The sequence below is a fragment of the Paraconexibacter algicola genome (assembly GCF_003044185.1).
In the GTDB taxonomy this organism is placed as follows: domain Bacteria; phylum Actinomycetota; class Thermoleophilia; order Solirubrobacterales; family Solirubrobacteraceae; genus Paraconexibacter; species Paraconexibacter algicola.
Window position 1 is genome coordinate 2,737,842 of sequence record NZ_PYYB01000001.1, and the last position, 26,147, is coordinate 2,763,988.

Annotated in this window: 25 protein-coding genes; 16 read left to right on the plus strand and 9 right to left on the minus strand. The window is 75.0% G+C overall.

What is annotated here, in order from left to right:
- Positions 1 to 265 precede the first annotated feature (265 nt).
- The 5 genes from C7Y72_RS12890 (at position 266) to C7Y72_RS12910 (ending at position 5,809) form a co-directional block, all read left to right on the plus strand.
- Positions 266 to 1,369, plus strand: coding sequence for a sigma-70 family RNA polymerase sigma factor (locus C7Y72_RS12890; protein WP_107569124.1), 1,104 nt, complete (start codon positions 266 to 268; stop codon positions 1,367 to 1,369).
- 103 nt (positions 1,370 to 1,472) lie between these two features.
- Positions 1,473 to 1,850, plus strand: coding sequence for a hypothetical protein (locus C7Y72_RS12895; RefSeq protein WP_146175365.1), 378 nt, complete (start codon positions 1,473 to 1,475; stop codon positions 1,848 to 1,850).
- A gap of 57 nt (positions 1,851 to 1,907) precedes the next feature.
- Entirely contained in the window at positions 1,908 to 3,827 is a 1,920-nt protein-coding gene (locus C7Y72_RS12900; RefSeq protein ID WP_146175366.1) for an alpha/beta hydrolase, read from the plus strand.
- 53 nt (positions 3,828 to 3,880) lie between these two features.
- Complete coding sequence (locus tag C7Y72_RS12905) at positions 3,881 to 5,041, plus strand: type IV pilus twitching motility protein PilT (protein WP_107569130.1); 1,161 nt, start codon at positions 3,881 to 3,883, stop codon at positions 5,039 to 5,041.
- 57 nt (positions 5,042 to 5,098) lie between these two features.
- A complete protein-coding gene (locus C7Y72_RS12910; RefSeq protein WP_107569132.1) occupies positions 5,099 to 5,809 on the plus strand; it encodes an AIM24 family protein in 711 nt (236 codons plus the stop codon).
- A 13-nt stretch (positions 5,810 to 5,822) separates the two neighbouring features.
- Here the strand turns inward: C7Y72_RS12910 and C7Y72_RS12915 are convergent, their stop codons facing one another.
- Positions 5,823 to 6,191: a winged helix-turn-helix transcriptional regulator gene (locus tag C7Y72_RS12915; RefSeq protein WP_107569133.1), complete on the minus strand. Its 369-nt coding sequence runs from the start codon at positions 6,189 to 6,191 to the stop codon at positions 5,823 to 5,825.
- Between the two features lie 104 nt (positions 6,192 to 6,295).
- Between C7Y72_RS12915 and C7Y72_RS12920 the strand changes: the two genes are divergently transcribed.
- Positions 6,296 to 8,110: an N-acetylmuramoyl-L-alanine amidase gene (locus C7Y72_RS12920; RefSeq protein WP_107569135.1), complete on the plus strand. Its 1,815-nt coding sequence runs from the start codon at positions 6,296 to 6,298 to the stop codon at positions 8,108 to 8,110.
- On the opposite strand, the gene C7Y72_RS22820 is transcribed toward C7Y72_RS12920, so the two are convergent.
- On the minus strand, positions 8,094 to 8,273 hold the full coding sequence (locus C7Y72_RS22820; RefSeq protein WP_146175367.1) for a hypothetical protein: 180 nt from the start codon (positions 8,271 to 8,273) through the stop codon (positions 8,094 to 8,096). The genes C7Y72_RS12920 and C7Y72_RS22820 overlap by 17 nt on opposite strands.
- Before the next feature lie 26 nt (positions 8,274 to 8,299).
- Positions 8,300 to 9,481, minus strand: a complete 1,182-nt coding sequence (locus C7Y72_RS12925) for a YibE/F family protein (protein WP_107569137.1) — start codon at positions 9,479 to 9,481, stop codon at positions 8,300 to 8,302.
- A 76-nt stretch (positions 9,482 to 9,557) separates the two neighbouring features.
- Here C7Y72_RS12925 and C7Y72_RS12930 point away from each other — a divergent pair, with 76 nt between their 5' ends.
- From C7Y72_RS12930 to C7Y72_RS12950, 5 genes are read left to right on the plus strand one after another with little or no spacing between them, the layout of a single operon-like run.
- The gene (locus C7Y72_RS12930; protein ID WP_158276840.1) at positions 9,558 to 10,424 is read left to right on the plus strand and encodes a metal ABC transporter permease; all 867 of its coding nucleotides are present in this window, start codon (positions 9,558 to 9,560) and stop codon (positions 10,422 to 10,424) included.
- Complete coding sequence (locus C7Y72_RS12935) at positions 10,421 to 11,248, plus strand: metal ABC transporter ATP-binding protein (RefSeq protein WP_107569141.1); 828 nt, start codon at positions 10,421 to 10,423, stop codon at positions 11,246 to 11,248. The genes C7Y72_RS12930 and C7Y72_RS12935 overlap by 4 nt, the downstream gene beginning before the upstream one ends.
- On the plus strand, positions 11,245 to 12,072 hold the full coding sequence (locus tag C7Y72_RS12940) for a metal ABC transporter permease (protein WP_233243830.1): 828 nt from the start codon (positions 11,245 to 11,247) through the stop codon (positions 12,070 to 12,072). The genes C7Y72_RS12935 and C7Y72_RS12940 overlap by 4 nt, the downstream gene beginning before the upstream one ends.
- Positions 12,073 to 12,085: 13 nt before the next feature.
- Positions 12,086 to 13,489, plus strand: coding sequence for a fenitrothion hydrolase (locus C7Y72_RS12945; RefSeq protein ID WP_107569143.1), 1,404 nt, complete (start codon positions 12,086 to 12,088; stop codon positions 13,487 to 13,489).
- Between the two features lie 36 nt (positions 13,490 to 13,525).
- The gene (locus C7Y72_RS12950) at positions 13,526 to 14,485 is read left to right on the plus strand and encodes a cation diffusion facilitator family transporter (protein ID WP_107569145.1); all 960 of its coding nucleotides are present in this window, start codon (positions 13,526 to 13,528) and stop codon (positions 14,483 to 14,485) included.
- A gap of 36 nt (positions 14,486 to 14,521) precedes the next feature.
- Here C7Y72_RS12950 and C7Y72_RS12955 read toward each other — a convergent pair whose 3' ends face one another.
- Together C7Y72_RS12955 and C7Y72_RS12960 are read right to left on the minus strand one after the other, a co-directional pair.
- Positions 14,522 to 14,977: a Fur family transcriptional regulator gene (locus C7Y72_RS12955; protein WP_107569147.1), complete on the minus strand. Its 456-nt coding sequence runs from the start codon at positions 14,975 to 14,977 to the stop codon at positions 14,522 to 14,524.
- A gap of 21 nt (positions 14,978 to 14,998) precedes the next feature.
- Positions 14,999 to 15,859, minus strand: a complete 861-nt coding sequence (locus tag C7Y72_RS12960) for an NlpC/P60 family protein (protein ID WP_107569148.1) — start codon at positions 15,857 to 15,859, stop codon at positions 14,999 to 15,001.
- 166 nt (positions 15,860 to 16,025) lie between these two features.
- Between C7Y72_RS12960 and C7Y72_RS12965 the strand changes: the two genes are divergently transcribed.
- On the plus strand, positions 16,026 to 17,300 hold the full coding sequence (locus tag C7Y72_RS12965) for a hypothetical protein (RefSeq protein WP_107569150.1): 1,275 nt from the start codon (positions 16,026 to 16,028) through the stop codon (positions 17,298 to 17,300).
- Positions 17,301 to 17,313: 13 nt separating this feature from the next.
- On the opposite strand, the gene C7Y72_RS12970 is transcribed toward C7Y72_RS12965, so the two are convergent.
- Genes C7Y72_RS12970 through C7Y72_RS12985 form a run of 4 tightly spaced genes read right to left on the minus strand, consistent with a single transcriptional unit; the run spans position 17,314 to position 21,540 of the window.
- A complete protein-coding gene (locus C7Y72_RS12970; RefSeq protein WP_107569152.1) occupies positions 17,314 to 18,471 on the minus strand; it encodes an AI-2E family transporter in 1,158 nt (385 codons plus the stop codon).
- 29 nt (positions 18,472 to 18,500) lie between these two features.
- Positions 18,501 to 19,655, minus strand: coding sequence for an ArsA family ATPase (locus C7Y72_RS12975; RefSeq protein ID WP_107569154.1), 1,155 nt, complete (start codon positions 19,653 to 19,655; stop codon positions 18,501 to 18,503).
- The gene (locus tag C7Y72_RS12980; RefSeq protein WP_158276841.1) at positions 19,652 to 20,608 is read right to left on the minus strand and encodes an ArsA family ATPase; all 957 of its coding nucleotides are present in this window, start codon (positions 20,606 to 20,608) and stop codon (positions 19,652 to 19,654) included. The genes C7Y72_RS12975 and C7Y72_RS12980 overlap by 4 nt, the downstream gene beginning before the upstream one ends.
- Positions 20,605 to 21,540, minus strand: coding sequence for a cupin domain-containing protein (locus C7Y72_RS12985; RefSeq protein ID WP_107569158.1), 936 nt, complete (start codon positions 21,538 to 21,540; stop codon positions 20,605 to 20,607). Before C7Y72_RS12985 ends, C7Y72_RS12980 begins: the two co-directional genes overlap by 4 nt.
- Before the next feature lie 126 nt (positions 21,541 to 21,666).
- Between C7Y72_RS12985 and C7Y72_RS12990 the strand changes: the two genes are divergently transcribed.
- The 4 genes from C7Y72_RS12990 (at position 21,667) to C7Y72_RS13005 (ending at position 26,103) form a co-directional block, all read left to right on the plus strand.
- Entirely contained in the window at positions 21,667 to 22,434 is a 768-nt protein-coding gene (locus C7Y72_RS12990) for a ParA family protein (RefSeq protein WP_233243832.1), read from the plus strand.
- On the plus strand, positions 22,421 to 24,031 hold the full coding sequence (gene ftsZ / locus C7Y72_RS12995; RefSeq protein WP_107569160.1) for a cell division protein FtsZ: 1,611 nt from the start codon (positions 22,421 to 22,423) through the stop codon (positions 24,029 to 24,031). Before C7Y72_RS12990 ends, ftsZ begins: the two co-directional genes overlap by 14 nt.
- 150 nt (positions 24,032 to 24,181) lie before the next feature.
- Entirely contained in the window at positions 24,182 to 25,666 is a 1,485-nt protein-coding gene (locus C7Y72_RS13000) for a gamma-glutamyltransferase (protein ID WP_107569162.1), read from the plus strand.
- Positions 25,663 to 26,103, plus strand: coding sequence for a hypothetical protein (locus tag C7Y72_RS13005; RefSeq protein WP_107569164.1), 441 nt, complete (start codon positions 25,663 to 25,665; stop codon positions 26,101 to 26,103). Before C7Y72_RS13000 ends, C7Y72_RS13005 begins: the two co-directional genes overlap by 4 nt.
- Positions 26,104 to 26,147 lie beyond the last annotated feature (44 nt).

Here is a 26,147-nt window from a genome sequence, read left to right on the forward strand (position 1 = left end):
AAGACGCAGCGGCGCGGTGCCGAAACCGCGGGAAGGGCAGAACTCGTCCCCGCAACCTGAAACGAACCCGCGCGTTGGACGTAGAAGTCGATGAGGACGTGCGCGGCCAGGGCCGCGACGCCTTGACTTCACAAAGTAAAGCGGTACCATGGAACATACGTTTGAGGTCTACGTTGGGCCACGTGACGGCCGAGCCGCCCTCGAACCAGTCGCACAGAGCACCATCCCGGGTCTCGCAGGACCCCGGTGAACGAAACGGACACTCATGTCAGTAGTGGAACTGCAGGAACTCGAAGAGATCAAGAACCTCCTGGCCAAGGGCCAGCAGGTCGGCGTGCTCACGTTCGCCGAGATCGCCAAGGCGGTCGCGGAGATCGACCTCGACGAGTCCGACGTCGAGGAGCTCCACAACTTCCTCGAGAAGTCGGAGATCGAGCTGGTCGAGGAGATCGACCCCGCGACGACCGCGGCGAACGCCGTCGAGCGCGCGCCCGACAAGCGGCGCGGCCGCAAGAAGTCGACGGCGCTCGACCTCAAGCCGGACATGACGACGGACTCGCTGCAGCTGTTCCTCAAGGACATCGGCAAGGTCCGCCTGCTCACCGCCCAGGAGGAGGTCGACCTCGCCAAGCGCATCGAGCGCGGTGACCTCGACGCGAAGCAGAAGATGGTCGAGTCCAACCTGCGACTCGTCGTCTCGATCGCGAAGAACTACCGCAACCAGGGCCTGCCGTTCCTGGACCTCATCCAGGAGGGCACGCTCGGCCTCGTCCGCGCGGCGGAGAAGTTCGACTACCGCAAGGGCTTCAAGTTCTCCACCTACGCCACCTGGTGGATCCGCCAGGCGATCGCCCGCGCGCTCGCCGACAAGGCGCGCACGATCCGCATCCCGGTGCACGTCGTCGAGAAGCTGAACAAGATCGGCCGCGCCGAGCGCAAGCTCGTCACGGAGCTCGGTCGCGAGCCCACGGCGGACGAGATCGCCGAGGTCACCGGCATCGATCCCGAGGAGGTGGAGTCGATCAAGCGCTCGGCGCAGGCTCCCGTCTCGCTCGAGAAGCCGGTCGGCGACGAGGAGGAGTCGGAGTTCGGCCAGTTCATCGCCGACGAGCGTGCGGAGTCCCCGTACGAGCGCGCGGCGGAGATCCTGACCAAGGAGGCGCTGCGCGAGGCGCTGGAGAACCTCTCCTACCGCGAGCGTCGCGTCCTCGAGCTCCGCTACGGCCTCGGCGGCGAGCACCCCCGCACGCTCGACGAGGTCGGCCGCACGTTCAACGTGACGCGCGAGCGGATCCGCCAGATCGAGAACCAGTCGCTGAAGAAGCTCCAGTCGCTCGCGGAGGCCCAGAAGCTCCGCGACGTCGCGTAGCCGAAGCGACACCAGCTGTGACCGAGGGGCCCCGGGAGAAGCGGGGCCCCTCGTCGTTCCCGGCGCGCGGCCGGCCGAGCCGAGCCGAGATATGTTGCCGCGCATGAACGGCCCAGTTCCCGTCATGCGTCCTGCTCTCGGCTTGACGCTCCTCGCGCTGCTCGCGGTTCCGGCCGCCACCCACGCGGCGAAGGACCCCGCGCCCAAGACGGGCAAGTACGGCTGCTCGGAGTCGGTGTTCTCCGTCGACGGCTACCGGATCGAGCCCCGCGGGTTCGTCACCCTCTACACGGGCGGCACCTACCGCCAGGGCACCGGCAAGAAGGGCACGTACTCGTTCTCCGGCGGGACCACGAGGTTCAAGGGCGGCGGCCTCGACAGGTCCACCGCGAGGGCGATCGACGGGAAGAGCACCCGCTTCCAGATCACCGTGCGGTTCTCGGGCGGCAAGACCGCCAAGTGGGCGTGCTCGCACGTCTGACCGGCGCCCACGCGCCCACCGTGAACGTCACCGTTCATTCCAGTTAGGCTCCCGGTCATGGGTACGTGGAGAAGGGTGCTCGCGGTCTTCGCGGGCGCGATGATGCTGGCCGCTGCGCCGTCCGCGCAGGCGCAGACGGAGATGCGCCAGTCGTTCGACCTCGGCTACGAGCTGCGCAACTTCGCCAAGACGAACGAGCGCGCGCTCGCGCTCACGCTCCTGCCCGACTACCAGGTCCCGCTGCGGACGATCGGGCTGCGCAAGCAGGCCGAGGGCACGCAGATCCTGCTCGAGGACGGCCCGGGCCGTCCGTTCGGCCGCAACTTCCTCGGCAACCTCTGCGGCAACCACATGGACGGCTGCGCCGGCGACGTGCGCCTGGACGACTGGGAGGCCCAGGGCCATGGCACGGTCGAGCCGGTCCTGTGGACGGCGCGCAACGGCTCGACGATCTCCGGGCACGTCTGGGCCACGAAGGCCGGCCCGGCGAAGCGGCCCGGCGTCGTCATCACCAACGGCTCGGTGCAGGCGCCCGAGGAGCTCTACTGGTTCGCCGCCCAGACCCTCGCCAAGGCGGGCTACGTCGTCCTCACCTGGGACCCGCAGGGGCAGGGCTACTCCGACACCTTCGGCGAGGGCGCCGACGCCCGCGACGGCTTCCCCTCCCAGGAGGGGCGGCCGTTCTTCGACGGCACCGAGGACGCCCTCGACTTCTTCGTCTCCGGACCGGCCGCGCCGTACCGTCCGCGCCCGTCCTGCACCACCGGCACCGACCACGGACCCAAGCAGCAGGCGCGGGTCGCCGACGGTCGCAACCCGGCGTTCAACCCGTACCACGCGCTGCTGGACACCAGCCGCATCGGCCTGCTCGGCCAGTCGCTCGGTGCCGGCGCCGTGTCCTACGTCGGCCAGATCGACCCGCGCGTCTCGGCGATCGTCGCGATGGACAACCTCCGCGCCCCGACCAGCGGCCCGGTCTGCGCGTCGGCCCCGCAGACGCGCCCGAAGGACCCGCCGCTGACGAAGCCCGCGCTCGGCCTCACCAACGACTACGCGCTGTTCGAGCAGGCCAAGACGAAGCTGCCCGACCCGCGCGCCAAACAGCAGGCTTCCGAGAAGCTCAGCGCGCTCGGCGTCGACACCGGGTCGCTCGTCGTCCGCGGCGGCACGCACTTCGAGGGCGCGTTCATCCCGAACGCCGCGTTCACCGCGACCCTGCGCGGCAACGACCTCTACGCCTGGTACCTGCGGGCCTGGTTCGACCGCTACCTCAAGGGCGCCCCCGCGGCGGAGCGCGCGCTGACCACCGACCGCTGGCGCGCCGACCCGCTCGCCGCGGCGGTCGACGGGGTCCGCGACGGCAACCAGTTCAGCCAGTACTACTTCAGCCGGCTCGACATCGCCGCGCTCGACGGCCGCGGCCGGATCGCCTGCGAGAACCTCCGCGACGGCTGCGCGACGATCACGCCCGACGGGCTCGCCCCGCGTGACTGGGGCTTCCTGCGCGCCGTGAAGACCCCCGACGGGACCACGGCCCCGGACGCGCCGGTCGACGCCCTCCCGGACGCCGGCGGCCCGCGCGCCGCGAGCAGCTGCCGCGACACCCGGGCGCCGGTGGCCCGGATCACCGCGTCGCGGACGACCGTCACCCGCCGCGGCGTGACCGTGCGCGGCACCGCCCGCGACCGCGGCTGCGGCCCGCGCGGGGCCGGCACGGTCGCGATCGTCCGCGTCAGCGTCGCGCGCGTCGTCGGCTCGCGCTGCCGCTCGCTGCGCCAGAACGGCAGCTTCGGCCCGGCCGCCCCGTGCGCCCGCGCGACGTTCCTGCCCGCGACCGGCACCACCAGCTGGCGGTTCGTGCGCCGCGGCCGGCTGCCGCGCGGCAGCTACCGGATCGCGGTGCAGGCGACGGACGCTGCCGGGCGCACCCGGCGCGCCGCCGACCGCGGCAGCGTCCGGCGCCTGCGCGTGCGCTGAGCGCGCCGGCCGCGGGCCTCAAGGATCGGTGCACGCGCGCCGATCCCTGACCCGTGGCCTTCGACATCGACACCGCCCTCGTCCGTCTCGTGGAGTCCGGGGGGTCGGACCTGCACCTGAAGGTGCCCTCGGCCCCGATGGTCCGCGTCGACGGCGACCTGCGCCCCCTCGAGGGCCTCCCGGCGCTGGCCGAGGCGGACACGCTCGCCGCGGTCGACCACATGCTCGGCGCCGACGAGACCCGCCGCGCCGAGTTCGCCGCCGACGGCGAGGTCGACTTCTCCTACGCGATCCCGGGCCTCGCGCGGTTCCGCGTCAACGCCTTCCGCCAGCGCGGCTGGTGCTCGATCGTCTGCCGCGCGATCCCGGTCTCGATCCGCACGATCGACGAGCTCGACCTGCCGCCGGTCATCCGCGAGCTCGCCGAGGAGGAGCGCGGGATCGTCCTGCTCACCGGCACGACCGGCTCGGGCAAGTCGACGACGCTCGCGGCGATGATCGACCACATCAACGCCACCCGCCACCGGCACGTGGTGACGATCGAGGACCCGATCGAGTTCCTGCACCAGGACAAGCGGTCGGTCATCAACCAGCGCGAGGTCGGCGTCGACACCGCCTCCTTCAAGCGCGCGCTGCGGCGCGTGCTGCGCCAGGACCCCGACGTGATCCTCATCGGCGAGATGCGCGACGAGGAGACCGTCCAGACCGCGCTGAGCGCCGCGGAGACCGGGCACCTCGTGTTCTCGACGGTCCACACCGTCGACGCCCCGGAGACGGTCAACCGCCTGATCGAGTTCTTCCCGCCGCACATGCACCAGCAGGTCCGGGCGATGATCGCCTCGACGCTGAAGGGCGCGGTGTCGCAGCGGCTCGTCCCCGCCGCGGACGGTCGCGGCCGCGTCGCGGTCTGCGAGGTGCTGCGGATGACCGGGCGCGTGCGCGACATGATCATGGACCCGACCCAGACCGGGAAGCTCGGGGAGGTCATCGCCGACGGCGGCTACTACGGGATGCAGACCTTCGACCAGGCGCTGTTCCACCACCTGCAGGCCGGGCGCATCACGATGGACCAGGCGATGGCGGCGGCCAGCGCCCCGCACGACTTCAAGCTGCTCGTCGCCTCCGACGGGCGCCGCGGAACGACGATGGACGACCTCGCCCAGGCGCAGGCGGCGCGCGACACGCCCGTGGACGCCGCCGCCTCGTTGCGGTGATGTGATCGAGACCGGATCGAGCTTGACCCGGGGACCGCGCCGCGCCACGCTGCGGGCATGAAGACGACGCTGTCGCAGTTCAACGAGATCGAGTCCACGGAGTCCTTCCACCTCCAGAACAGCAAGCTGCTGAAGGTGGAGCTCAACCAGGTGACGATCCAGGCCAAGCTCGGCTCCATGGTCGCCTACCAGGGCGACGTGAGCTTCGAGCACGCCGGGTCCGGTGGCCTGGGCAAGTTCATGAAGAAGGCCGTCACCGGCGAGGGCCAGAGCCTCATGAAGATGAGCGGCAGCGGTGAGGTGTTCCTCGCCGACACCGCCCAGGACATCCACCTGCTCTACCTCGAGAACGACAAGATCACGGTCAACGGCCCGAACCTCCTGGCGTTCGACTCCGGCATCGACTGGGACATCGAGCGGGTCCAAGGCGCCGGCAGCATGATGGGCGGCGGCCTCTTCAACACGTCGCTGAAGGGCACCGGCTGGGTCGCGGTCCTGACCGACGGGCCGCCGGTGCTGCTCGACGTCTCCGCCGCGCCGACGTTCGCCGACGCGCAGGCGGTCGTCACCTGGTCCAGCGGCGTCAGCACGTCGATGAAGACCGACTTCAAGATGAAGAACCTCATCGGCAAGGGCTCGGGCGAGACCGTGCAGATGGCGTTCAGCGGCCAGGGCTGGGTGCTGGTGCAGCCCTCGGAGGGCCGGATCTACGCGCCGCCGACCAGCGGCGGGAGCAACAGCCCGCTCGGCAACCTGCTGGGCAACTAGGCGCGTCCGCGGCTCACGCCGTCGCCGGGGTCACGTCGAGCGTGAACTCCCCGGCGTCGGCGCCGCAGTCGCCGGCGTCCAGCCACGTGGTGCCGTACTCGCGCATCCCCTCGATGATGGGGAGCAGCGCGCGGCCCTTCTCGGTCAGCGCGTACTCGACGCGCGGCGGCACCTCGGGGAACGTGCAGCGCTCGACGATCCCCTCCTCCTCGAGCGCCCGCAGGCGCAGTGAGAGGGTCCGCGGGCTGATGCCCGCGAGCGAGCGCTCGAGCTCGCAGAACCGGGAGCGCCCCTCGGACAGGTCACGCACGAGCAGGAGGGTCCACTTCCCGCAGACGATCTCCGCGGTACGGCAGACGGGACAGGTCTCGTCGACGGCCATGACACCTAAGACTTTACCAAGTGAAGTGGCGCGCCGGGCCGCGCAGCCTTCGTTGCAGGGGTGGGGAACGCAACCCCGGTCGTCGAAGCGGGTTGGAGGCACTGATGCCGGACCGCCTGACACGCCGACGCCTGCTCGCCACCGGTGCTCTCGCCGGGGCCGCCGCCGTCGTGCCGTCGTTCGGGGCGCCCGGTCCGCTGTGGGCGGCCATGCGCGGCCGCCCGTCGAGCTTCTCGATGGACGTGACCGGTGCCGCCTTCGCCGGCGGCCGCACGACCCGCGTGCTGCGCGCCCCGCACCGCTTCGACCTGCTGGGCGTCCGCGGCGCCGGCGTGCGCGGGGCGGGGCTCGAGGTGCGCGCGCGGCCCCTCGGCGGCGCGTGGTCGCGCTGGGCGCCGCTGGACGTCGCCCGGCACGGCCCCGACGACCGCGGCCCGCTCGCGGCCACCGAGCCGGTCTGGGTCGGTGGCGCGCAGGAGCTGCAGCTGCGCGCCCGCCGGCCGCTCGGCGGCCTGACCGTGTCGTTCGTCGCCGTGCCCGCGGCGGCGCGCTCGGCCGCGACGGCCCGCGTCGCGCGCGTGTCGGCCACCGCCAGCCAGGCCTCCGGCGCGCCGCCGATCATCGGCCGTGACGTCTGGGAGGCGGGCCGCTGCCCGCCGCGCACCGACCCGAGCTACGGCGAGGTCCAGCTGGCGTTCGTGCACCACACGGTCTCCGCGAACGAGTACACCGCCGCGGACTCCGCCGGGATCGTCCTGTCGATCTGCAAGTACCACCGCGATACCAACGGCTGGAACGACCTCGGCTACAACTTCATCGTCGACCGCTTCGGCCAGATCTTCGAGGGCCGCGCCGGCGGGGTCGACCAGGCGGTCATCGGCGCGCAGGCCGAGGGCTACAACCGCGTCTCGACCGGGATCGCGAACCTCGGGACGTTCAGCGACGTGCCGCAGTCCCCGGCGGCGCTCGACGCCATGGCCCGGCTGATCGGCTGGAAGCTCGCGATCCACGGCGCTCCCGTCTCGGGGACCGTGACGGTGACCAGCGGCGGCGGGCGCACCAACCGCTTCCCCAGCGGGCGCGCGGTGACGTTCCAGCGGATCGCGGGCCACCGCGACGGCTGCTCGACCGCCTGCCCGGGCAACGCGCTGTACGCGCAGCTGCCGGAGATCCGCTCGCGCGCCGCGAAGGTCGCACCCAGCCCAGCCGCCGCGGCCGCCGCGCAGCTGACCGTCGCCGCGGCCACCCGGCAGGTCCCGTACGGGCGCAGCGCGCAGTTCTCCGGGCGGCTGCTGGGAGCGGACGGCCGGCCGGTCTCCGGCGTGCGGGTCAACCTGCAGAAGCAGGGGGGCTCCGGGTCGTTCACCACGATCGCGCGGGCGACCACGGACGGCGACGGGCGCTGGCAGGCCAGCGCCCCGTGGCGCGCCTCGGGTGCCGTGCGGGCCACCGCGCGGCCGGCGCCCGGCGCCGCGTCGGTGCGCTCGCCGCAGACGACGGTGACGGTCGGGGCGCTCGTGACCGCGAAGGCGGCGACGACCCGCATCCAGGCCGGGCGCGCGGTCGCGATCGCCGGGCAGGTCCGGCCGCAGGCGCCGGCGCGCGTCCTGGTCGAGCGGGACGCCGGCAACGGCCGTTACGTCCGCGTCGCCGAGACCGCCCTGCGGGTCCGCCGCGGACGCTTCGCGCAGGCCGTGCGGCTGGCGAAGCCCGGCCTCTACCGGCTCACGGTCCGGACGGGGCCCGCGCGCACCCCGACGAGCGCCGAGCCGCTGTTCGTGCGGGCGGTGCGCGACATCCGCCGGACGCCCGCGCCGACCTCCACGGGCGGCACGGGGGCGACGGCGGGCGGCGCGACCGGGCCGTCGACGGGCGCCGGGACGCCGGGCAGCTCCGGCGGGGTCAGCCCGAGCCGCTGACCAGCAGGGCGGAGGCCAGCAGGCCGCTGCCGAGCAGCACGACGGTGACGCGGTGCAGCCGCTCCCGCGTCAGCCACGACCAGCGACGCGTCGCGAGCCACGACCGCATGCCGGTCGCTGCCGTCGCGGCCGTCGCCGCTCCCATCATGCACTGGGCGCACATCGTCGCCCGAGTATTCCAGGCCCGTCTCAGTGGGCGTGGTGGTGGTGCCCGCCGCCCGCGGGCAGGGCGTCGACCGGCATCCGCGCCACGAGGACGCTGCTCAGCGCGGTGGTGAGCGGCACGCTGAGGAGCAGGGCGATCGAGCCGACGAGCGTGGCGACGACCGGCTCGGCGATCTCCGGGCTGTTGAGCAGGTCGGCGCCCGAGACCCCGCCCGCGTCGAGCAGCAGCAGCAGCGGCAGCGAGGCGCCGACGTAGGCGAGGACGAGCGTGTGGGTCGTCGCGACGAGGTGGTCACGGCCGACCGAGAAGGCCCCGGCGTACAGGCCGCGCGCGGTCAGGTCCGGGTTGGCGCGCCGCAGCGCGAGCACGGCGGAGGCCTGGGTGACGGCGGTGTCGGCCAGGACGCCCAGGGCGCCGAGCACCATGCCCGCCAGCACGATCCCCTGGAGCGAGACGCCGCCGGCGGCGAACGCCAGCGCGTTGGCGGTGTCGCCGCCGCGACCGTCGAGGCCGGTGAGGTCGACGAGCAGCTGCCCGAGCAGCGCGGCGACGGCGAGCGAGGCGGCGATCCCGAGGATCGCCGCGAGGCTCTGCGCGGCGAGGCCGTAGGTGAGCAGCACGGTGAGGAACATCACCGCCAGTGCGCCGACGAGGGCGACGAGCAGCGGGGCGGTCCCCTCGAGCATCGCGGGGACGAGGAACTCGACGACGAGCGCGAGGCTCGCGGCGAAGCCGAGCAGCGCCCACAGGCCCTGCACGCGGGCCATGCCGACGAGCAGGACGGCGAAGACGATCGCCAGCCACAGCTGCGGGCCACGGCGCTCCCGGTCGACGTAGGCGTAGGCCTCGGCGGTCGCGCCCTCCGGGATCTCGGCGCGGCTGACGCGGATCCCGTCGCCGGGGTCGAGGTCCGGGGTGACCTCGACCGGGCCGAGCGTGATCCGCGTGCGCTCGCCGCGGTCGGGGCCCTCGTCGACGCGCGCGACGATCGAGCGGCAGGCCTGCTGCGTGCCGGGGCACGCCTCCTCGCGGACCGACACGACCTCGGCCGCGAGCGTCGTGACGCGCTGCACGCGCGGGTCGCCGCCGCGGTCGTCGGGCGCCCACAGCGCGACGAGCCCGACGAGGGTCGCGAGGAACAGCACGAGGACCGCGCCGGCCATCAGCCGGCCCGGACGGGTGTGCAGGAGCAGGCGCCGGGACACGGATCCGTCTTCGCGGTCGGTGGACCCGCCCCTGCATAAAGCGAGAACCGTTCTCATTCCCGCTACGATGGTCGGCGTGTTCGAGGTCTTCGAGCTGCCGTTCGTGCAGCGTGGCGTCTGGGAGGTCCTGCTCCTCGCTGTCGGCGCCGGGCTCATCGGCACCTGGGTCGTCCTGCGCGGGCTGGCGTTCTACGCCCACGCCGTCGGCACCGCCACCTTCCCCGGCCTCGTGCTCGCCGACGGGCTCGGCTTCGCCGCGACGCTCGGCGCCGCCGGGACCGGGCTGCTCGTCGCCCTGGGCGTCGGCGCCCTCGGCCGCCAGGCGGCCCGCAGCGGCCGCGACGCCGAGCGCCACGACGCCACCACCGCGCTCGTGCTCTGCGGTGCGCTCGCCATCGGCGTGCTGCTCGCCTCCGACGTCTTCGGCTCCGCCGCGAGCGTCGAGACACTGCTGTTCGGCAGCCTCCTCGTCATCGACGACGGCGACCTCGTCCTCGCCGGGGTCACGAGCGCCGTCGTGCTCCTCGCCACCGTGCTGCTCGAGCCGCGCTGGCTGGCCACCGGCTTCGACCCCGCGTCCGCCCGCGCCCTCGGCGTCCGCTCCGCGCTGCCCGACGTGCTGCTGCTCGCGCTCGTCGGGCTCGTCGCGCTGTCCGTGCTCTCCGCGGTCGGCGCGCTGCTCGCCACCGCGCTGATCGTCGTCCCGGCCGCCACCACGCGGCTGCTCGTCCGGCGGGTGCGGGCCTGGCAGGTCGCCACCGTGCTGCTCGTCGCCGTCGAGGGGGTCGCCGGACTCTGGCTCTCGGTCGAGACCAACGCGCCCCCCGGTGCGACCATCGCCGTCCTGTCCGGCGGCGCGTTCGTCCTCGCCGCCCTGCTGCGCGCCGGGCTGCGCCGCGGCGTCGTCCGCGCCCGCCCGCTCCCGGAGGTCGCCCGCGCATGAGCACCGTCAGCCCCGCCGAGCCCACCGTCGGCGCCGATCCCGGCGTGCCGCTGCTGGCCGTCCGCGGCGTCACCGCGGGCTACCGACCCGCGCCGGCGCCCCCGATCCTCGACGGGATCGACTTCACCGTCGGGGCCGGGAGGCGCGTCGCCGTGCTCGGCCCCAACGGCGGCGGCAAGACCACGCTGTTCCGCGTCCTGCTCGGCGAGCTCGCGCCCCGGGCGGGCACCGTCGAGCTCGCCCGCGCCGCCGTCGTGCCCCAGACCGAGCGCTCGCGGCTGGACTTCCCGGTCAGCGCGCTCGACGTCGCGCTCATGGGCGCGATCTCCCGGCTGCCCTGGTGGCGGCGCCCGGGCCGCGCCGAGCGCGCCCAGGCCCGCGAGGCGCTCGCCGCCGTCGGGCTCGGCGAGCACGTCGACCGGACCTTCGGCGACCTCTCCGGCGGGCAGCGCCAACGCGTGCTCGTCGCGCGCGCCCTCGTCCAGGACGCGCCGGTGATCCTGCTCGACGAGCCGTTCAGCGGGCTCGACGCCACGAGCGCCGCCCTGCTGGAGGACGTCCTCGCCCGGCTCGCCGCCGAGGGCCGCACGCTCCTCATCGCCACCCACGACGTGCAGCAGGCGCGCGGCTGGAACGACCTCGTGCTCTGCCTCAACCAGCAGCAGATCGCGTTCGGCGCCCCGTCGCTGCTGACCCGCGAGGTGCTCGAGCGCACCTACGGCGCCGACCTCGTGGACATCGACTGCGCCCAGCACGGGCCGGAGCGGACCGTCCTGCCCGCACACCACTGCGACCACGACCACGGGCACGACCACCGGCCGTGATCGAGCCGTGGCAGGACCCGCTGATGCAGCGGGCGTTCCTCGAGGTCGTCCTGCTCGGCATCGCCGGCGGGCTGCTCGGCTGCTGGGTCATCCAGTACGAGCTGTCCTACAGCGCCGAGTCGCTGGCGCACGCCCTGCTGCCCGGGCTCGTCCTGTCCGCGCTGACCGGCCTGCCGCTGCTGCTCGGCGGGGCCGCCGGACTCGCGGCCGCCGCGCTCGCCGTCGCGCTCGCCGGCCGGATCCCCGAGCTCGGCCGCGACACCGCGGTCGCGGTCGTCGTGACCGCGATGCTCGGGCTCGGGGTCCTGCTCGCCCTGTCCCCGGACGCGCCCCCGCGCCTGCAGGACCTCCTCTTCGGCGACGTCCTGGGCGTGTCCGACACCGACCTCCTCCTCGCCGGCGTGCTCGTCCTCGGGGCGGTGCTCGCGCTCGTCCTCCTGCACGGGCGGCTGCTGGCCGTGGGCTTCGACCGCCTCAGCGCCTCCGCGCTCGGCGTCCGGCCGCTGGCCGTGGACGCGGCGCTGCTGCTGCTGCTCGCCGTCGTGCTGCTCGTCGCCGTGCAGGGCCTGGGCAACCTGCTCGTCATCAGCATCCTCATCGCGCCCGCCACCGCGGCGCGCGCCGTCGGCCGCCGGATGGCGCCGATGATGCTCGCCTCCGCCGCGGTCGCCGTCGTCGGCGGGATCGCCGGCCTGTACGTCAGCTACTACGCGGAGACCGCGGCGGGCGCGTCGATCACCGCCTGCCTCGTGCTCCTCGCCCTCGGCGCCTCCGCGGCCCGGGCCCTGCGCCGCGTGACGGTCGCGCGACCACGCGCCGTCTAGCATCCAGTCGGTGATGTGCCGACGCCGCGCCGCCCTGGGCGCCGGGCTGCTCGCCGCGGTCCTGCTCCCCGCCACCCCCGCCGTCGCGCACGGCATCGACGCCGCCCCGGACCTGCCGGTCCCGTCGTGGCTCTTCGGCTGGGCGGCCGCCATCGTGCTCGTCGTCTCGTTCGTCTGGCTGGGGACCGCCTGGCGCACCCCCAGGCTGCGGCCCGCCGGCCCCGACGCCCCGGGCGCCGACCGCGCGCCGGACGCCGCGGACCCCGTGCCGCTCGCCGTGCAGATCCCGGTCGGGGCGCTCGCCGTCGTGCTGTGGCTGGCGACGATGTGGGCGGGCTGGTCGGGCACCGAGGTCCCGGAGGCGAACCTCGCGCCGACGCTCGTCTTCGTCGTCTTCTGGGTCGGGGTCGCGGTCGCCTCGATCCTGTTCGGCGACGTCTGGTCGACGCTCAGCCCGTTCCGCGCCCTCGGCCGCGGGGTCGGCGCGCTGACCCGCCGGCTCGGGGTGGAGGGCCCGCCCGCCGTCGACTACCCGCAGCGCCTCGGCGCGTGGCCGGCGGCGCTGGGGGTGCTCGCGTTCGCCTGGCTGGAGCTCGTCGCGTCCTCCGGGGACCGGCCCGCGAACATCGCGACCGCGACCGCGATCTACTCCGGCGTGACGTTCGTCGGCATGGCGGTCTACGGCGTCGAGACCTGGCACCGGCGGGCGGAGGCATTCTCGGTCCTCTTCGGGCTGCTCGCGCGCATCCGCCGGCGCCCCGTGCTGCGCGGCCTGGGCGGCTACGACGCCACCCCGGGCATCACCGCCGTCGTGCTCGTCGCGATCGGGACGACGACCTACGACGGGCTCTCGGGCGGCTCGATCTACGCCGACACCGCCCCCGACGTCACGCGCTGGCTCGTGCGCCGCGGGCTCTCCAGCGACTTCTCGTACACGGTCTACGCCGCCGCGCTGATCGTCGTCTGCATCGCGCTGATCAGCGGCCTGTACTGGCTGGCCTGCCGGTCGGCGGAGCGCACCCGCGGCTGGCCGGCCGGGCGCTCCGCCTGGGACGCGTTCTCGCCCTCGCTCGTCCCGATCGCCGCCGCGTACCTGGTCGCCCACTACCTGTCGCTGCTGCTGATCAACGGGCAGCGGCTGCCCGCGCTGCTGTCCGACCCGCGCGGCGCCGGCACCGACTACTTCGGGACCGCGGGGTGGACCGCCGACCCGGGCGTCCTCCCGCCCGAGCGCAACTGGTACGTGCAGGTCGCGATCCTCATCGCGGGTCACGTCGCCGCGATCGTGCTCGCCCACGACCGCGCGCTCGAGCTGTTCGGCGGCGACCACCGCGCCGCCGCCCGCTCCCAGCAGGTGATGCTCGTCGTCATGGTCGGCTTCACCGCCCTGGGCCTCTGGCTGCTGTCGAGCCTGTAGGACGCTGTCTCACGACGGTCCCGCTACCGTCGGGACGTGGCCCACGACCACCACGCCCACGGCGCGCACGACCACGGCCACGACCACGGGCACGGCGGGCACTCGCACGCGATCGATCGGGACGCCGACCGCCGGCTCCTGTGGATCGCGCTGGTCCTGAACCTCGGGTTCGCGCTCGTCGAGGTCGTCGCCGGCGTGCTCGCCGACTCGGTGGCGCTGCTGTCCGACGCCGCCCACATGGTCACCGACGCGGGCGCGATCGCCATTGCGCTCGTCGCCGCCCGGATCGCCGCCCGCCCGCCCGGCGGCCGCTACACCTTCGGGCTCGGCCGCAGCGAGATCCTCAGCGCCCAGCTCAACGGGGCCGCGATGCTCGTGCTCGCCGCGGTGATCGGCACCGAGGCGATCGGCCGGATCACCGACCCGCCCGACGTCGAGGGCGGGATCGTCATCGCCATCGGGGTGGCCGGTGCGCTCGTCAACGGGATCGTCGCCTGGGTGCTCGCGCGGGCCAGCCGGGCCAGCCTGAACGTGCGCGGCGCCGCGCTGCACAACCTCGCCGACCTGTGGTCCTCGATCGGTGCGGCGATCGCCGGCGTGCTCGTCGTCACCGCCGGCTGGGCCGCGGCCGACGGCGTCGCCGCGCTCACGGTCTGCGTGCTCATGCTCTGGGGCGGCTGGGGGCTGCTGCGCGACAGCAGCCGCGTGCTGCTGGAGGGGGCGCCCGACGGCATCGACCCCGACGAGGTCGGACGCGCGCTCGCCGCCCGCCCGGGCGTGCGCGAGGTGCACGACCTGCACGTCTGGGAGGTCACCTCGGGCTTCACCGCGCTCGCCGCGCACGTGCGGGTCGCCCCGGGGGACGACTGCCACGCCCTGCGCCGGGAGCTCCAGGCGTTCCTGCGCGACCGCTACGGCCTCGAGCACACGACGCTGCAGGTCGACCACGAGCACCGTGACGAGCTCGTGCAGATCGACGGCCTGCCGCGGCACTGACCCCGCCGCCACCGCGATGCGCGGCGAGCGACCCGCTCAGCCGTCGGTGCAGTCGCCGCAGGTGCCGTGCAGCACGATCTCGTGCTCGGTGACGTCGAACGCGACGCGGTCGGCGACGCGGTGGATCGCGCGCTCCAGCTCGTCGTCCTCGAACGGCGTCACGTCACCGCAGCCGTCGCAGACGAGGTGGTGATGGTGGTGGTGCCCGTCGGGATGGTGCGCCTCGTACCGGGTGATGCCCTGCCCGACCTCGATCCGCTGCACGAGCTTCAGCTTCTCGAGCTCGTCCAGCACGCGGTACACGCTCGCCCGGGCCACGCGCCGGGAGCCATCGCGCAGCCGGTCCTCGATCTCGAACGCCGACAGCGCGCACGGCTGGCGCCCCAGCAGGTCGATCACGGCCTGTCGCGCCCCGCCACGGCGGTACCCGGCGTCGGCGAGCCGGTCGGCCGCGAGCTGCGCCCAGGGGATCTCGGGGACGGGGTGACCCATCCCCTGATGGTAGGCGACCCGTCAGAGGCCCGGCCAGCGGCGGGTCACGAAGCCGTCCGTGCCGCGGTCCATCGGCTGCCAGCGCGTCCCGGCGCGCTTCTGGCCCGAGGTGTCGAACCGGATGCCGGCGACGACGAGGAACGTGTGGTCGGCGTTGGCGTACACGGTCAGCCACGACCCGGGCCCCGCCGCCCCCCAGGACTCGAGCTCGCCCGAGGTCATGGTGCGCTCGAGCAGGCCCGCGCCGCGCAGCGCGTAGCCGACGGAGCCCGAGCAGTCGTAGGCGTCGTCCTCGAAGCTGCGGTGCCCGCCCCCGTAGCGGTAGGGGGTCCGGGCGATCGCGTTGCCCGCGGCGATCAGGTCGACCACCGCCTGCGGCGCCCCGGCGGGCGCCACGGCGAGTCCCTCCGCGGTGATCGTCGCGACCTGGGCGGGCGTGCGCGGCGCCCCGGCCGCGGCGGCGGGGGAGGCGGTCGTCGTCTCCGTCGGCGCCGCGATCGGCGCCGCCCCGCCGCTGGACGCGGCGGCCCGCAGCGCGGTGATCGTGCGGCGGCCCGCCACGCCGCTGGGTTCCAGTCCGGCCGCGCGCTGGAACGCCTGCACTGAGCGGACCGTGTGGCGCGCGTAGGTGCCGGTGATCGGCGTGCGGAACCCGGCACGGTTCAGCAGCCGCTGCAGCTCGCGGACGTCGCGGCCGCGGACGCCGTGGCGCAGGCCGCGGCTGCCGAGCGTCGACGGGGTGGCGGCGACCGCGCTCGCCACGGGCGAGCCGACGACCGCGACGAGCGGCCCGGGGGCCGGGACGGCGAGCGCCGCGCCGGACACGGCGAGCCCCGCCAGCAGGGCGAGGGGACGGCGGGAGAGGACGCGCGGGCGGACCATGGTCGGGGCTTCGTCGGACCCCTCCCGGCTCCCGGCGGGGTCCGCGCTCTGCACGGGGTCATCGACCCGAACCTGCAGCCACGCAGGGAAAAGCTGCAGCCCGGACGGACTGCAACGACCGTTGCAGTCGGCAGGAAGGTGTCCGCGTCACGCAGAACCGCCCACCATGCGCAACCGCCAGCTGCACGCCGCGCTCGCGGCGTTCGCCGAGGAGGCCGCCTGGCAGCTCGCCGCGGCGGCCCAGGACGGCGCGGAGGTCCCGTTCGAGATCGTCGAGTCCGGCGGACACCGTCGCGACACGCCGCTCTACTGCTACCGGCCGCTCACCGCCGACTTCATCCGCGAGCGGCTCGGGCTGCTCGGGCGGCTCCCGAGCTACCTGCCCGCCGTCCACGCGCTGTCGGCCGCGGGCGGTCTCGACGCGTACCTGGCGGCGCACGGGGAGGAGCGGTGCGCCGCGGGCGGCCGCGCCCGCGCCGAGACCGCGCTGCGCGTCTTCCTCACGACCGTGTTCGCGGACTCCACGGACTTCCAGCTGCTGCCCGAGCGGCTCGACCGCGCGGTCGAGGACCTGGTGCGCCGCAGCGGCGAGGGACGCACGCTCACCGAGGTCGCCGTCCCGATCCTCGGGCTGCGCCTGCTCGGCGAGGAGGTGGCCCTCGGCGATGGGCTGCTGCTCGCGCGCGGCGACCTGCTCGAGGACGTGCCCTCCGACGCCGCGTGGCCGCGCAGCGGCGACGAGCCGCACACGGTCGCGCTGCTGAGCTGGGAGGCCGCGCCCGGGGACGACGCGCCGCTGGACCACGCGCGGGTGCGGCTGCGCCGCCTGCTCGTCGCCCTGCGCCTGTACGACGACGCCGCGTTCGCGTGCGGCGCGGCCGCGTGGGCGCGGACCGGGGGCGGCGCCTGGCACGGCGTCCCGCTGGGCCTGCCCGGCCGCCCGCCCGCCGCGGTCGGCACCCTGCCCTGCACGGTCACGCCCGACGAGGAGGACGAGCTGCGCGCGTTCTGCAGCCTCGTCTCGCGGCGCACGCCGCGCAGCGGGCCGCTCGCGTGGTCGCTGGCCCGCTTCGAGCAGGGCTGCCTGCAGGCCGATCCGGCCCACGCGCTGACCGACCACCTGCTGGCGCTCCGCGCCCTGCTGGAGCCCGAGGGCCCGTCCGCCGGCCGGCTGGCCCCGCGCGTCGCGGTGCTCTGCGCCGACGCGGCCGGCCGGACCGCGCTGCGCGACCGGATCGCCGCGATCGTCGACCTCGAGCGCGCGGCGGTCGCCGGGACCGCGCCCGCCGCCCTGGACCTCGGGGGCGTCGCCGCCGAGCTCGCCGAGCACCTGCGCGCGATCCTGCGCGACGTGCTCTGCGGCCACCTCGACCCCGACCTGCGCGAGCTCGCCGAGCGGCTGCTGGCCCAGGACGGCTTCGAGCAGCCGACCGTGGCCTGACCCGCCCGCGCGCTCAGCGCGCTCCGGGAGCGGGCGCGGGGGCGCCCGGCCCCTCCAGCGGTCGCACCGGGGGCCGCGGCGCGATCGCGCGCGAGCGGCGCTCGGTCCGCACGCCCGCGACCGCCGCGACGACGGGCACGGCGACGACCGCCCCGCCGACCCCGGCGAGCGTGCCGCCGCAGCCCAGCGCGACGAGCACGACGACCGGGTGCAGCGACACGCTGCGGCCGACCAGCAGCGGGAACAGCGCGTTGCCCTCGAGCTGCTGCACGAGCACGACCGCGCCGAGCACGATCAGCGCGTCCGTGAGACCGCCGAAGCCCAGCGCGACGAGCACGGCGACGAGCCCGGAGACGATCGCCCCGACGACGGGGACGAACGCGAGCACGAACGTCAGGACCGCGATCGGCAGCGCCAGCGGCGCCCCGACGAGCGCGACCGCGAGCCCGATCCCGATCGCGTCGACCGTCGCCACGAGCGCCTGCGCGCGGATGAACCCCGACAGCGACGCGAACGCGGCCCGGCCGTCCTGGTCGATCTCCAGCCGCCGCTCCGGGGGCAGCAGCCGCACGAGCGAGCCCCACAGGCGCGGGCCGTCCTTGAGGAAGAAGAAGACGAGCACGAGCGCGAAGATCGCCGCGCCGACGAGGCTCGCGGCCGCGAGCGCGACCCGGAACGCGCCCGAGCCGATCTCCCGGGCGTTGTCGTGCAGCGCGTCTGCCGCCCCGTCGACCGCCCGCTGCGCGTCCTCGCGGGTGATGCCCAGGCCGCCGAGCTCCGACGGCAGGTTCGCGGCGCCCGAGCGCACGCTGTCCTCGAGGTCGCCGGCCTGCGTGACCGCCGGCACGACGACGAGCGCGAGCAGCAGCGCGAGGCCCGCGAGGAGCAGCAGGAACGTCGCGGTCGCCGCGCCCGCCGCACCCCAGCCGCGCCGGCGCAGCGCCGCGGTCAGCGGCCACAGCGCCGAGGTGACGAGCAGCGCGACGACGAGCGGCAGCGTCACGACCTGCAGCCGGAACGCCACCCAGCCGAGCGCGACGACCGCGGCCGCCAGGACGAGCAGCCGCCACGCCCAGGCGGCGGCCACGTCCAGGCGCGGCGGGACCGCCGGACGGGCCGCGATGGCCCCGTCGCCCGCGGCCCCCTCGGGGGGCGTCGGCTCGTGCAGCACGCCCCCAGGATGCCCGGGACCGAGCGCCGCTACGCCAGACCGGCGGCCTGCGCGAGCAGTCGCTCGCGCTCGGCGTCGCTGGCGAACAGGTGCTGCTGCACCCGTGCGAGCCCGCCGATGTCGTGCACGTCGCCGTCGAGCTGCGGGACGAGCACGGGGTCGCTGACCCGCAGCTCCTCCTGCAGCCGGGCGATCGCGCGGCGGTCGCGGCGGGCGAGCGCCTGCGCCTCCGCGTAGGTCTTCGCGACCTTGCCGGCGAGCGAGCCGCCGAGCCCCTCGGTCAGGGACGCGGTCAGGGCGGGGACGTCGACCTCCTCGTCGCCGGCGCCGGGCGTGACGCGGTTGACGATCAGCCCCCCGAACGGCATCCGCGCCTCGTCGAGCTTGCCCCGGAAGAAGATCGCCTCGTCGACCGGCTCGCGCTGGGGCGAGGTGACGATGAGGAACGTCGTGCCCGGGTCGGCGAGCAGGGCCTTCACCCCGGACGCCCGCTCGGTGAAGCCGTCGATGATCCCGCCGAGCGCCCGGAAGAAGACGCTGAGGTCCTGGAGCAGGTCGACGCCGGTGACGCGCTTGAGCACGCTGAAGACGACCCCGGTGCCGCGCGCGGCGACCTTCGCCGCGAGCCCGGACGGGGCGAGGAAGAGCTTCAGCGCCCGGCCCTCGAAGAAGCTCGTGAGCCGGTCCGGGGCGTCGAGGAAGTCCAACGCGTTGCGCGACGGCGGCGTGTCGAGGATCACCACGTCGTAGTTGCCGTCGCGGTCGAGCTCGTAGAGCTTCGCGATCGCGGTGAACTCCTGGGTGCCCGCGACCGCCCCGGAGAGCTCCTGGTAGATGCGGTTGTCGAGGATCTCGCGGCGGGTGCGCTCGTCGGGGGAGAGGCGCTCGATCAGCTCGTCGAAGGTCCGCTTGGCGTCGAGCATCATCGCCCACAGCTCGCCGCGGACCTCGACGCCGGCCTGCGCGAACAGCGCCGGGTCGACGCGGTGCGGCTCGTTGCCGAGCTCCTCGAGCCCGAGCGCGCTCGCGAGCCGCCGGGCGGGATCGATCGTCACGACGGCGACCCGCTTGCCCTCGGCGGCGAGGCCGAGCGCGATCGCGGCGGACGTCGTCGTCTTGCCGACTCCGCCGGAGCCCGCCACGATGCAGACCCGCTTGCCCTCGAGGCGGCGCGCGACGCTCACGACGCCACCGCCGCGGCCGTCCGCTCCAGCCGGCGGCCGAGCAGCCCGCCGAGGCCGTCGAGCTCGGCGGGGGAGAGGTCGCCGTCCCCGGCGAACGGGAGCGTCACCACGGGCACGTCGCTGCCCTGCAGCGCGCGACGCAGTCGCCCGAGCTGGGCCTGCTGCTCGCGGGTGACGTCGTGCGCCCGGCGCACGGCCCGCGCGACCGGGGCCGGCGCGGCGGCGCTCGCGCGCTCCACCTCGGGGCCGGTCAGGCGCGCGGCGCGCACCGCGTTGGCGACGACGAGCGCGGGCTCGGCGCCGAGGACGCGGCGCAGGTCGTCGCGGAGCATGAGCGTCTCGCCGACGGGCAGCTCCTCCGCGGTGGTGACGGCGAGCACGGCGGTGCGGCGGGGATCGAGCAGCATCTCGCTGATCGTACGGCCCTGTCGGGCGATCGGACCGACGCGCGCGGCGTCCGCGAACGTGCGGGGGGCGTCGAGCAGCGCGACGGCGTGCCCGGTGGCCGGTGCGTCGACGACGACGAGGTCGTACGGGCGGGCACCGGGCGTGCGGCGCGTGTCCTGCGCGAGCTCCCAGATCTTCCCGACGGTCAGCAGCTCCCGGAACCCCGGGGTGGCGGCGGCCAGGTAGGCGAACGCGCGGCTGCCGGTCAGCACGTCGGCCATCGCGCGGACTGGCAGCTGGTCGGCGAGGTACTCGCGCAGGGCGGGCTCGGCGTCCACGGAGACGTGCACGAGCCCGTCGGTGAGCGGACGCTCGCGGAAGACGTCGGCGGGGCCGAGGCCGAAGGCGCGGGAGACGTGGTCGCGGGCGGCGACCTCGACCAGCGCGACCCGCCGGCCGCGCCGTGCCGCGTGCAGCGCGAACGCGGTCGCGACCGTCGTCTTGCCGACCCCGCCCTTGCCCGTGACGAGCACGAGCCGCCGGTCCAGCAGCGGCAGGTCGCTCACTCGCCGTCCCAGTAGTCGACGGGCTCGACGCGGAAGCACTGCCCGGCGATCGCGATCTTCCCCGAGCGCGGGTAGTGGACGACGTCCGCCGGGACCCGCGTGCCCCACGACAGGTAGGTCATGCCCTGCGGCCCGCCGCGCAGCGCGTGCGCGACCGCGGTGCCGGGCGGGCGGGCCAGCACCGAGCCGGCGCGCAGCGGCACCTCGTCGTCGCCGAGCAGCGCGTGCCCGTCGCCGTCGAGCACGACGAACAGCTCCTCCTCGGCGCTGTGCCAGTGCGGCGGGCAGCTCAGGGCCCCGGGCGCGATCCACGTGTGCCGCAGGCCGGTGCTGCGGGCGCCGAGATGCTCGCCCAGGCGCCGCTCGACGCCCTCGTACCCGGGGCGGTCGTAGCGCTCGGCCGGGACGTCGTCGCGGTGCGCGACGGTCGCGGGCCGCGTCGGCTCGGGCCCGCCGGCGGGCATCGGCAGCGGACCCGCCGTCACCTCCGCGGCGTACGGGTCGGCGACCTCGGCGGGCAGCCAGCGCGGCCCGACGCGCATCACGCCCGCGTGGGGAAGCCAGGTGAGGTTCGTGGCGCTCGCGGGCCCGAACACGAGCACGTCGAGGCCGTCGGGGCCGGCGATCAGCGTGTGCGCCTCCGCGTGGATGCGGTGCAGCAGCACGTCGCCGTCCGCGATCGCGTGCGTGCGGCCGTCCTGCCAGCTCAGCCCGCCGCCCGCGAGCACGTAGACGAGCTCCTCCTCGTCGCCGTGCACGTGCGCCGGGGTCGTCCGGCCGCCCGGCGGGACGACGAACCGCGTGACGCCCGCGCCCACCGCACCGATGTCCCGGGCGAGCCGCTGCTCCTGGCAGCGCAGCTCGCCGGCGGCGACGGCGACGGTCGCGACGGCGTCCCGGTGCGTGACGTTGGGATGCCCCTCGCACTCCATCCGGCGCCGACGCTATCGCACGCGTCACGGAAGGAAACATCGCGTGCAGGGCGAAAACACGGGGCGGAGCAGCCCCCAGCCGGGGGGCTGCGCACCGTTTCAGCCATCGGAGCCACCGTGGAGAGCGTGGAGCACAAGCCCAAGGTCATCGTCTTCGCGAACCAGAAGGGCGGCGTCGCCAAGACGACGACGACCCTGAACCTCGCCGTCGCGTTCGCTGAGCGCGGCCACCGCGTCCTGTGCGTGGACATGGACCCCCAGGGCAACCTGACGATGTCGCAGGGCATCGACCCCGACGGGCTCGAGCAGTCGATGTTCGACGTCCTCGTCCACCAGCTGCCGATCCGCGAGATCATCCGAAAGCGCGAGATCGACGTCGCGTGCGCCTCGATCGACCTCGCCGGGGCGGAGATCGCGATGTCGACGATGATCGGTCGCGAGCGCGCCCTGGAGAAGGCGTTCCGCGCGATCAAGGACGACTACGACTTCATCTGCATCGACACGCCGCCGAGCCTCGGGCTGCTCACGATCAACGCCCTGACGGCCGCGGACAAGGTGATCGTCCCCGTCCAGTGCGAGTATCTCTCCATGCGCGGGCTGATCCAGCTCCAGAACACCCTCGCGATGATCCGCGAGAACCTCAATCCGCACGTCGAGATCGAGGGGATCCTCCCCACGCTGATGGACACCCGCACGGTGCACGCCAAGGAGGCGATCGAGATCCTCGAGGAGAACTTCGGGGATCGCGTCTTCGCCTCGCGGATCAAGAAGACGGTCCGCTTCGCCGAGGCGCCCGTGAAGGGGATGTCGGTGCTCAAGTACGAACCGGACGGCATGGCCGCCCAGTCCTATCGCGATCTCGCGAAGGAGGTCCTCACCCATGGAGAGCGGTAAGCGCGCGTCGATGCGGGAGGGCCCCCTCGCGGCCCTGTTCCGCAAGACCGAAGAGGTCCAGGAGAACATCGCGCGCGCCGAGGGCGCCGCGACCGAGCCGCCGCCGCCGCAGGCGTCCGCGCCCGTCGCGCCGCCGCAGGCCGCGGCGCCGGCGCCCGCGCCCGCCGCGCCCGCGCCGATCCCCGGACAGCAGGAGCTCGCTCCCGCCCCGGCGACGCCGGCGGCGCGAGCCCAGGCCGGTGCGCGGGGGGACTACCCGCACCCGTCGCTCGGCGCCGTCCCGGCCGAGCCGCAGGCGCTGCCCGTCCCCGAGCCCGCACCGCTGCCCGTCGCCGAGCCGTTCGCGGCCGCCGACCCGTACGCGCGGCAGCCCGCCACGCAGGCGCCGCACACCGTGGCCCCGGACGTGACGCCGCCGCCCGCCCCGATCCAGCACGACCCGTACGCCCGCGACCGCGGCTCCGCGTGGGGCTCCGCGCAGCCGGTCGGCCAGCCGGTCATCCGCGTGGTCGGCGTCGGTGGCGCCGGCGTCAACGCGGTCAACCGCATGGTCGAGGCGGAGGTCGAGGGCGTCGAGTTCATCGCCGTCAACACCGACGTGCAGTCGCTGCAGCAGTCGACCGCCGACATCACCCTGCACATCGGCCCGCAGATCACGCGCGGCCTGGGGGCGGGCTCCAACCCGGAGCTCGGTCGGGCCTCCGCGATGGAGGAGTACGACAAGGTCAAGGCGCTGCTCAAGGGCTCCGACATGGTCTTCATCGCGGCCGGTGCCGGTGGCGGCACGGGCACGGGCGCCGCGCCGGTCGTGGCGCGCATCGCGCGGGAGATCGGCGCCCTCACGGTCGGGATCGTCACGAAGCCGTTCGGCTTCGAGGGCAACCGCCGGATGAAGGCCGCCGACATGGGCGTCGAGGCGCTCGGCGACGAGGTCGACACGCTGATCGTGGTGCCGAACAACCGGCTCCTCGACGTGCTCGACAAGAAGATCTCGATGGTCGACGCGTTCCGGGTCGCCGACGACGTGCTGCGTCAGGGCGTCCAGGGCATCTCCGATCTCGTCACCCTTCCGGGGCTCATCAACCTCGACTTCGCGGACGTCCGCACGATCATGTCGGAGGCCGGCAACGCGCTGCTGGGCATCGGCATGGGCGACGGGGAGGACCGGGCGCTCGAGGCCGCCCAGCAGGCGGTCAGCTCGCCGCTGCTGGAGACGAGCATGGAGGGCGCCCGCAAGATCCTGCTGTCGATCACCGCGGGCCGGGACCTCTCGCTGTGGGAGGTCAACGAGGCCGCCAAGGCGGTGGCCGAGGCCGCGCACCCGGAGGCGAACATCATCTTCGGCGCGATGGTCGACGAGAAGCTCGAGGACCAGGTCTGGGTCACGGTCGTGGCGACCGGCTTCGGCGACACGCCGGGGCGGCCCGCCGCCCGCCGTCCGATCGAGGAGCCGCGGGGCGAGCCGCGCGTCGAGCGCCGCACGGCGAGCGGTCGCACCGGCGAGTTCCGTGCGGTCGACACGCGCCGTCCCGGGCGCAGCTCGGGCGGTCTCGGCGTCGGCGAGCTCGACGTCCCGGAGTTCATCCCCCGCGGGTGATCTGACCGGACGGTCAGTCGCGACGCACGCCGCGACGGATCCGGCTATATTCACAGTCCGTCTCCTGAGGGGGAGAGCGTGCCGTCGGCCCCGGAACCCGCGTTCCGGGGCCGATGTCGTTCCGGGACGGTTTCCTGGAAGGATGCCGCGATGCCCAGCCGCGGAGTCGTCGCCGCCGGACACCCGCTCAGCGCGGAGGCCGGCGCGCGCGTGCTGCGCGAGGGCGGCAACGCGGTCGACGCCGCGGTCGCCTCGATGCTCACCTCGTTCACGGCCGAGCCGCTGCTCACCGGGCCGGGGGCGGGCGGCTACCTGCTGGTGGCCGGGCCGGGGGTCGAGCCGGTGCTGCTGGACTTCTTCGTCGCCGCGCCCGGGCAGGGCGGTGGTGACGCGCCGCGCGCCGCGCTGCTGCCGGTGCACGTCTCGTTCGGCGACGCGGTGCAGGTCTTCAACGTCGGGCCCGCGTCGATCGGCGCGTGGGGCATGCCCGCCGGGCTGGCGACCGCGATCGACCGCTGGGGCACCGTGCCCCTGGCGGACCTGTGCGCCCCGGCGGCCGCGCACGCCCGCGCCGGCGTGCCGCTGAACGCGCCGCAGGGCTACGTGTCGGAGATCCTCGAGGCGATCCTCGTCTCGACGCCCGAGGCCGCCGCGCTGTTCGCCCCCGGGGGCCGGGCGCTGCGCGAGGGCGACGTGTTCGCGTTCCCGGAGCTCGGCGACGCGATCGAGCGGCTGGGGGCCGAGGGCGCGGAGCCGTTCTACACCGGGGAGATCGCCCGGCGCGTGCTCGCGTGGCTGGCCGACCGCGGGGCGGTGCTCACCGCGCAGGACCTCGCCGACTACGGCGCGATCGCCCGCGAGCCGGTGCGGGTCGCCTACCGGGGCCGGGAGATCGCGACGAACCCGCCGCCGTCGGCGGGCGGAGCGCTGATCGCGCTGGCCCTCGCGACGCTCGAGCGCGACGACCGCGCCGGGGCGCCCGGGCCGGCCCGGCTCGTGGAGGTGATGGAGGCCGTGCAGGCGCGGCGCACGCCCGCCTTCGTGAAGGGCCTGGACCGTCCCGGCTTCGCGGAGGAGCTGCTCGCGACGCAGCTCGGCTCCACCACGCACGTCTCGGTCCTCGACGGCGACGGGCTGGCCTGCGCGATCACCGCCACCAACGGGGAGGGCTCGGGGATCGTCGTCCCGGGCACCGGCATGCACCCGAACAACATGATGGGCGAGGAGGACCTCAACCCGCTGGGCTTCCACGCCTTCCCACCCGGGCGGCGGATGCCGTCGATGATGGCGCCGACCGTGGTCCGCGGCGACCGCGGCGTCGAGCTGGTCCTCGGCAGCGCCGGGTCCAACCGCATCCGCTCGGCGATCCTCCAGACGGTGATCGGGGTCGTCGACCGCGGCCTCGACGCGCAGGAGGCGGTGGTCGCGCCGCGGCTGCACTTCGAGGACGACACCGTCTACGCGGAGCCGGGGATCGACCTCGCCGCGCTGCGCGCCGCGGGCCGCACCGTCGCCCCGTTCCGGGCGCGCAACCTCTTCTTCGGGGGCGTGCAGGCGGTCCAGCACGACCCGGACAGCGGTCGCACGACCGCGGGCGGCGACCCGCGCCGCGGCGGTGCGGCGGTGCACGCATGACCCGTCGGGGGCCCGTCGCCGCCCTGGCGCTGGGCGCCGTGCTCGCGGGGTGCGCGGGCGGCACGCCGTCCCCCGACCTCTTCGTCGTCGAGCGCAGCGGCACCAACCCCGGGGCGCAGCTGCGCCTGCGCGTGACCGACGGCGGCTTCGTCAGCTGCAACGGCGGCCCGGAGCGGGCGATCAGCTCCGACCAGCTGATCGACGCGCGCGACATCGTCCGCGACCTCAACGACGACGACCGCGAGGACACCCCGGGCCTGCTGCGCACCCGCCCGTCGCTGCCGCCGCGCCCCGGGTCGCAGCTGCGCTACGTCGTGCGCGCCGAGGACGGCAGCGCCCGCTTCGCCGACAACGCCGCCGACGCCCCGGAGGCGTACCTGAAGCTCGCGGCGCTCGTGCGCGCCCTCGCCAAGGGCCCCTGCGGCCTGCCGCGCTAGGGCCATCAGCGCGGCTTCTCCCCGTCCCCAGAAGACCGACTGGC

Bases quoted from the DNA above. Each gene is read 5' to 3' on its own strand.
- C7Y72_RS12890 (WP_107569124.1), top strand. From the start codon at position 266: ATGTCAGTAGTGGAACTGCAGGAACTCGAAGAGATCAAGAACCTCCTG.
- C7Y72_RS12895 (WP_146175365.1), top strand. From the start codon at position 1,473: ATGAACGGCCCAGTTCCCGTCATGCGTCCTGCTCTCGGCTTGACGCTC.
- C7Y72_RS12900 (WP_146175366.1), top strand. From the start codon at position 1,908: ATGGGTACGTGGAGAAGGGTGCTCGCGGTCTTCGCGGGCGCGATGATG.
- C7Y72_RS12910 (WP_107569132.1), top strand. From the start codon at position 5,099: ATGAAGACGACGCTGTCGCAGTTCAACGAGATCGAGTCCACGGAGTCC.
- C7Y72_RS12915 (WP_107569133.1), bottom strand. From the start codon at position 6,191: ATGGCCGTCGACGAGACCTGTCCCGTCTGCCGTACCGCGGAGATCGTC.
- C7Y72_RS12920 (WP_107569135.1), top strand. From the start codon at position 6,296: ATGCCGGACCGCCTGACACGCCGACGCCTGCTCGCCACCGGTGCTCTC.
- C7Y72_RS22820 (WP_146175367.1), bottom strand. From the start codon at position 8,273: ATGTGCGCCCAGTGCATGATGGGAGCGGCGACGGCCGCGACGGCAGCG.
- C7Y72_RS12935 (WP_107569141.1), top strand. From the start codon at position 10,421: ATGAGCACCGTCAGCCCCGCCGAGCCCACCGTCGGCGCCGATCCCGGC.
- C7Y72_RS12945 (WP_107569143.1), top strand. From the start codon at position 12,086: ATGTGCCGACGCCGCGCCGCCCTGGGCGCCGGGCTGCTCGCCGCGGTC.
- C7Y72_RS12955 (WP_107569147.1), bottom strand. From the start codon at position 14,977: ATGGGTCACCCCGTCCCCGAGATCCCCTGGGCGCAGCTCGCGGCCGAC.
- C7Y72_RS12960 (WP_107569148.1), bottom strand. From the start codon at position 15,859: ATGGTCCGCCCGCGCGTCCTCTCCCGCCGTCCCCTCGCCCTGCTGGCG.
- C7Y72_RS12965 (WP_107569150.1), top strand. From the start codon at position 16,026: ATGCGCAACCGCCAGCTGCACGCCGCGCTCGCGGCGTTCGCCGAGGAG.
- C7Y72_RS12985 (WP_107569158.1), bottom strand. From the start codon at position 21,540: ATGGAGTGCGAGGGGCATCCCAACGTCACGCACCGGGACGCCGTCGCG.
- ftsZ (WP_107569160.1), top strand. From the start codon at position 22,421: ATGGAGAGCGGTAAGCGCGCGTCGATGCGGGAGGGCCCCCTCGCGGCC.
- C7Y72_RS13000 (WP_107569162.1), top strand. From the start codon at position 24,182: ATGCCCAGCCGCGGAGTCGTCGCCGCCGGACACCCGCTCAGCGCGGAG.
- C7Y72_RS13005 (WP_107569164.1), top strand. From the start codon at position 25,663: ATGACCCGTCGGGGGCCCGTCGCCGCCCTGGCGCTGGGCGCCGTGCTC.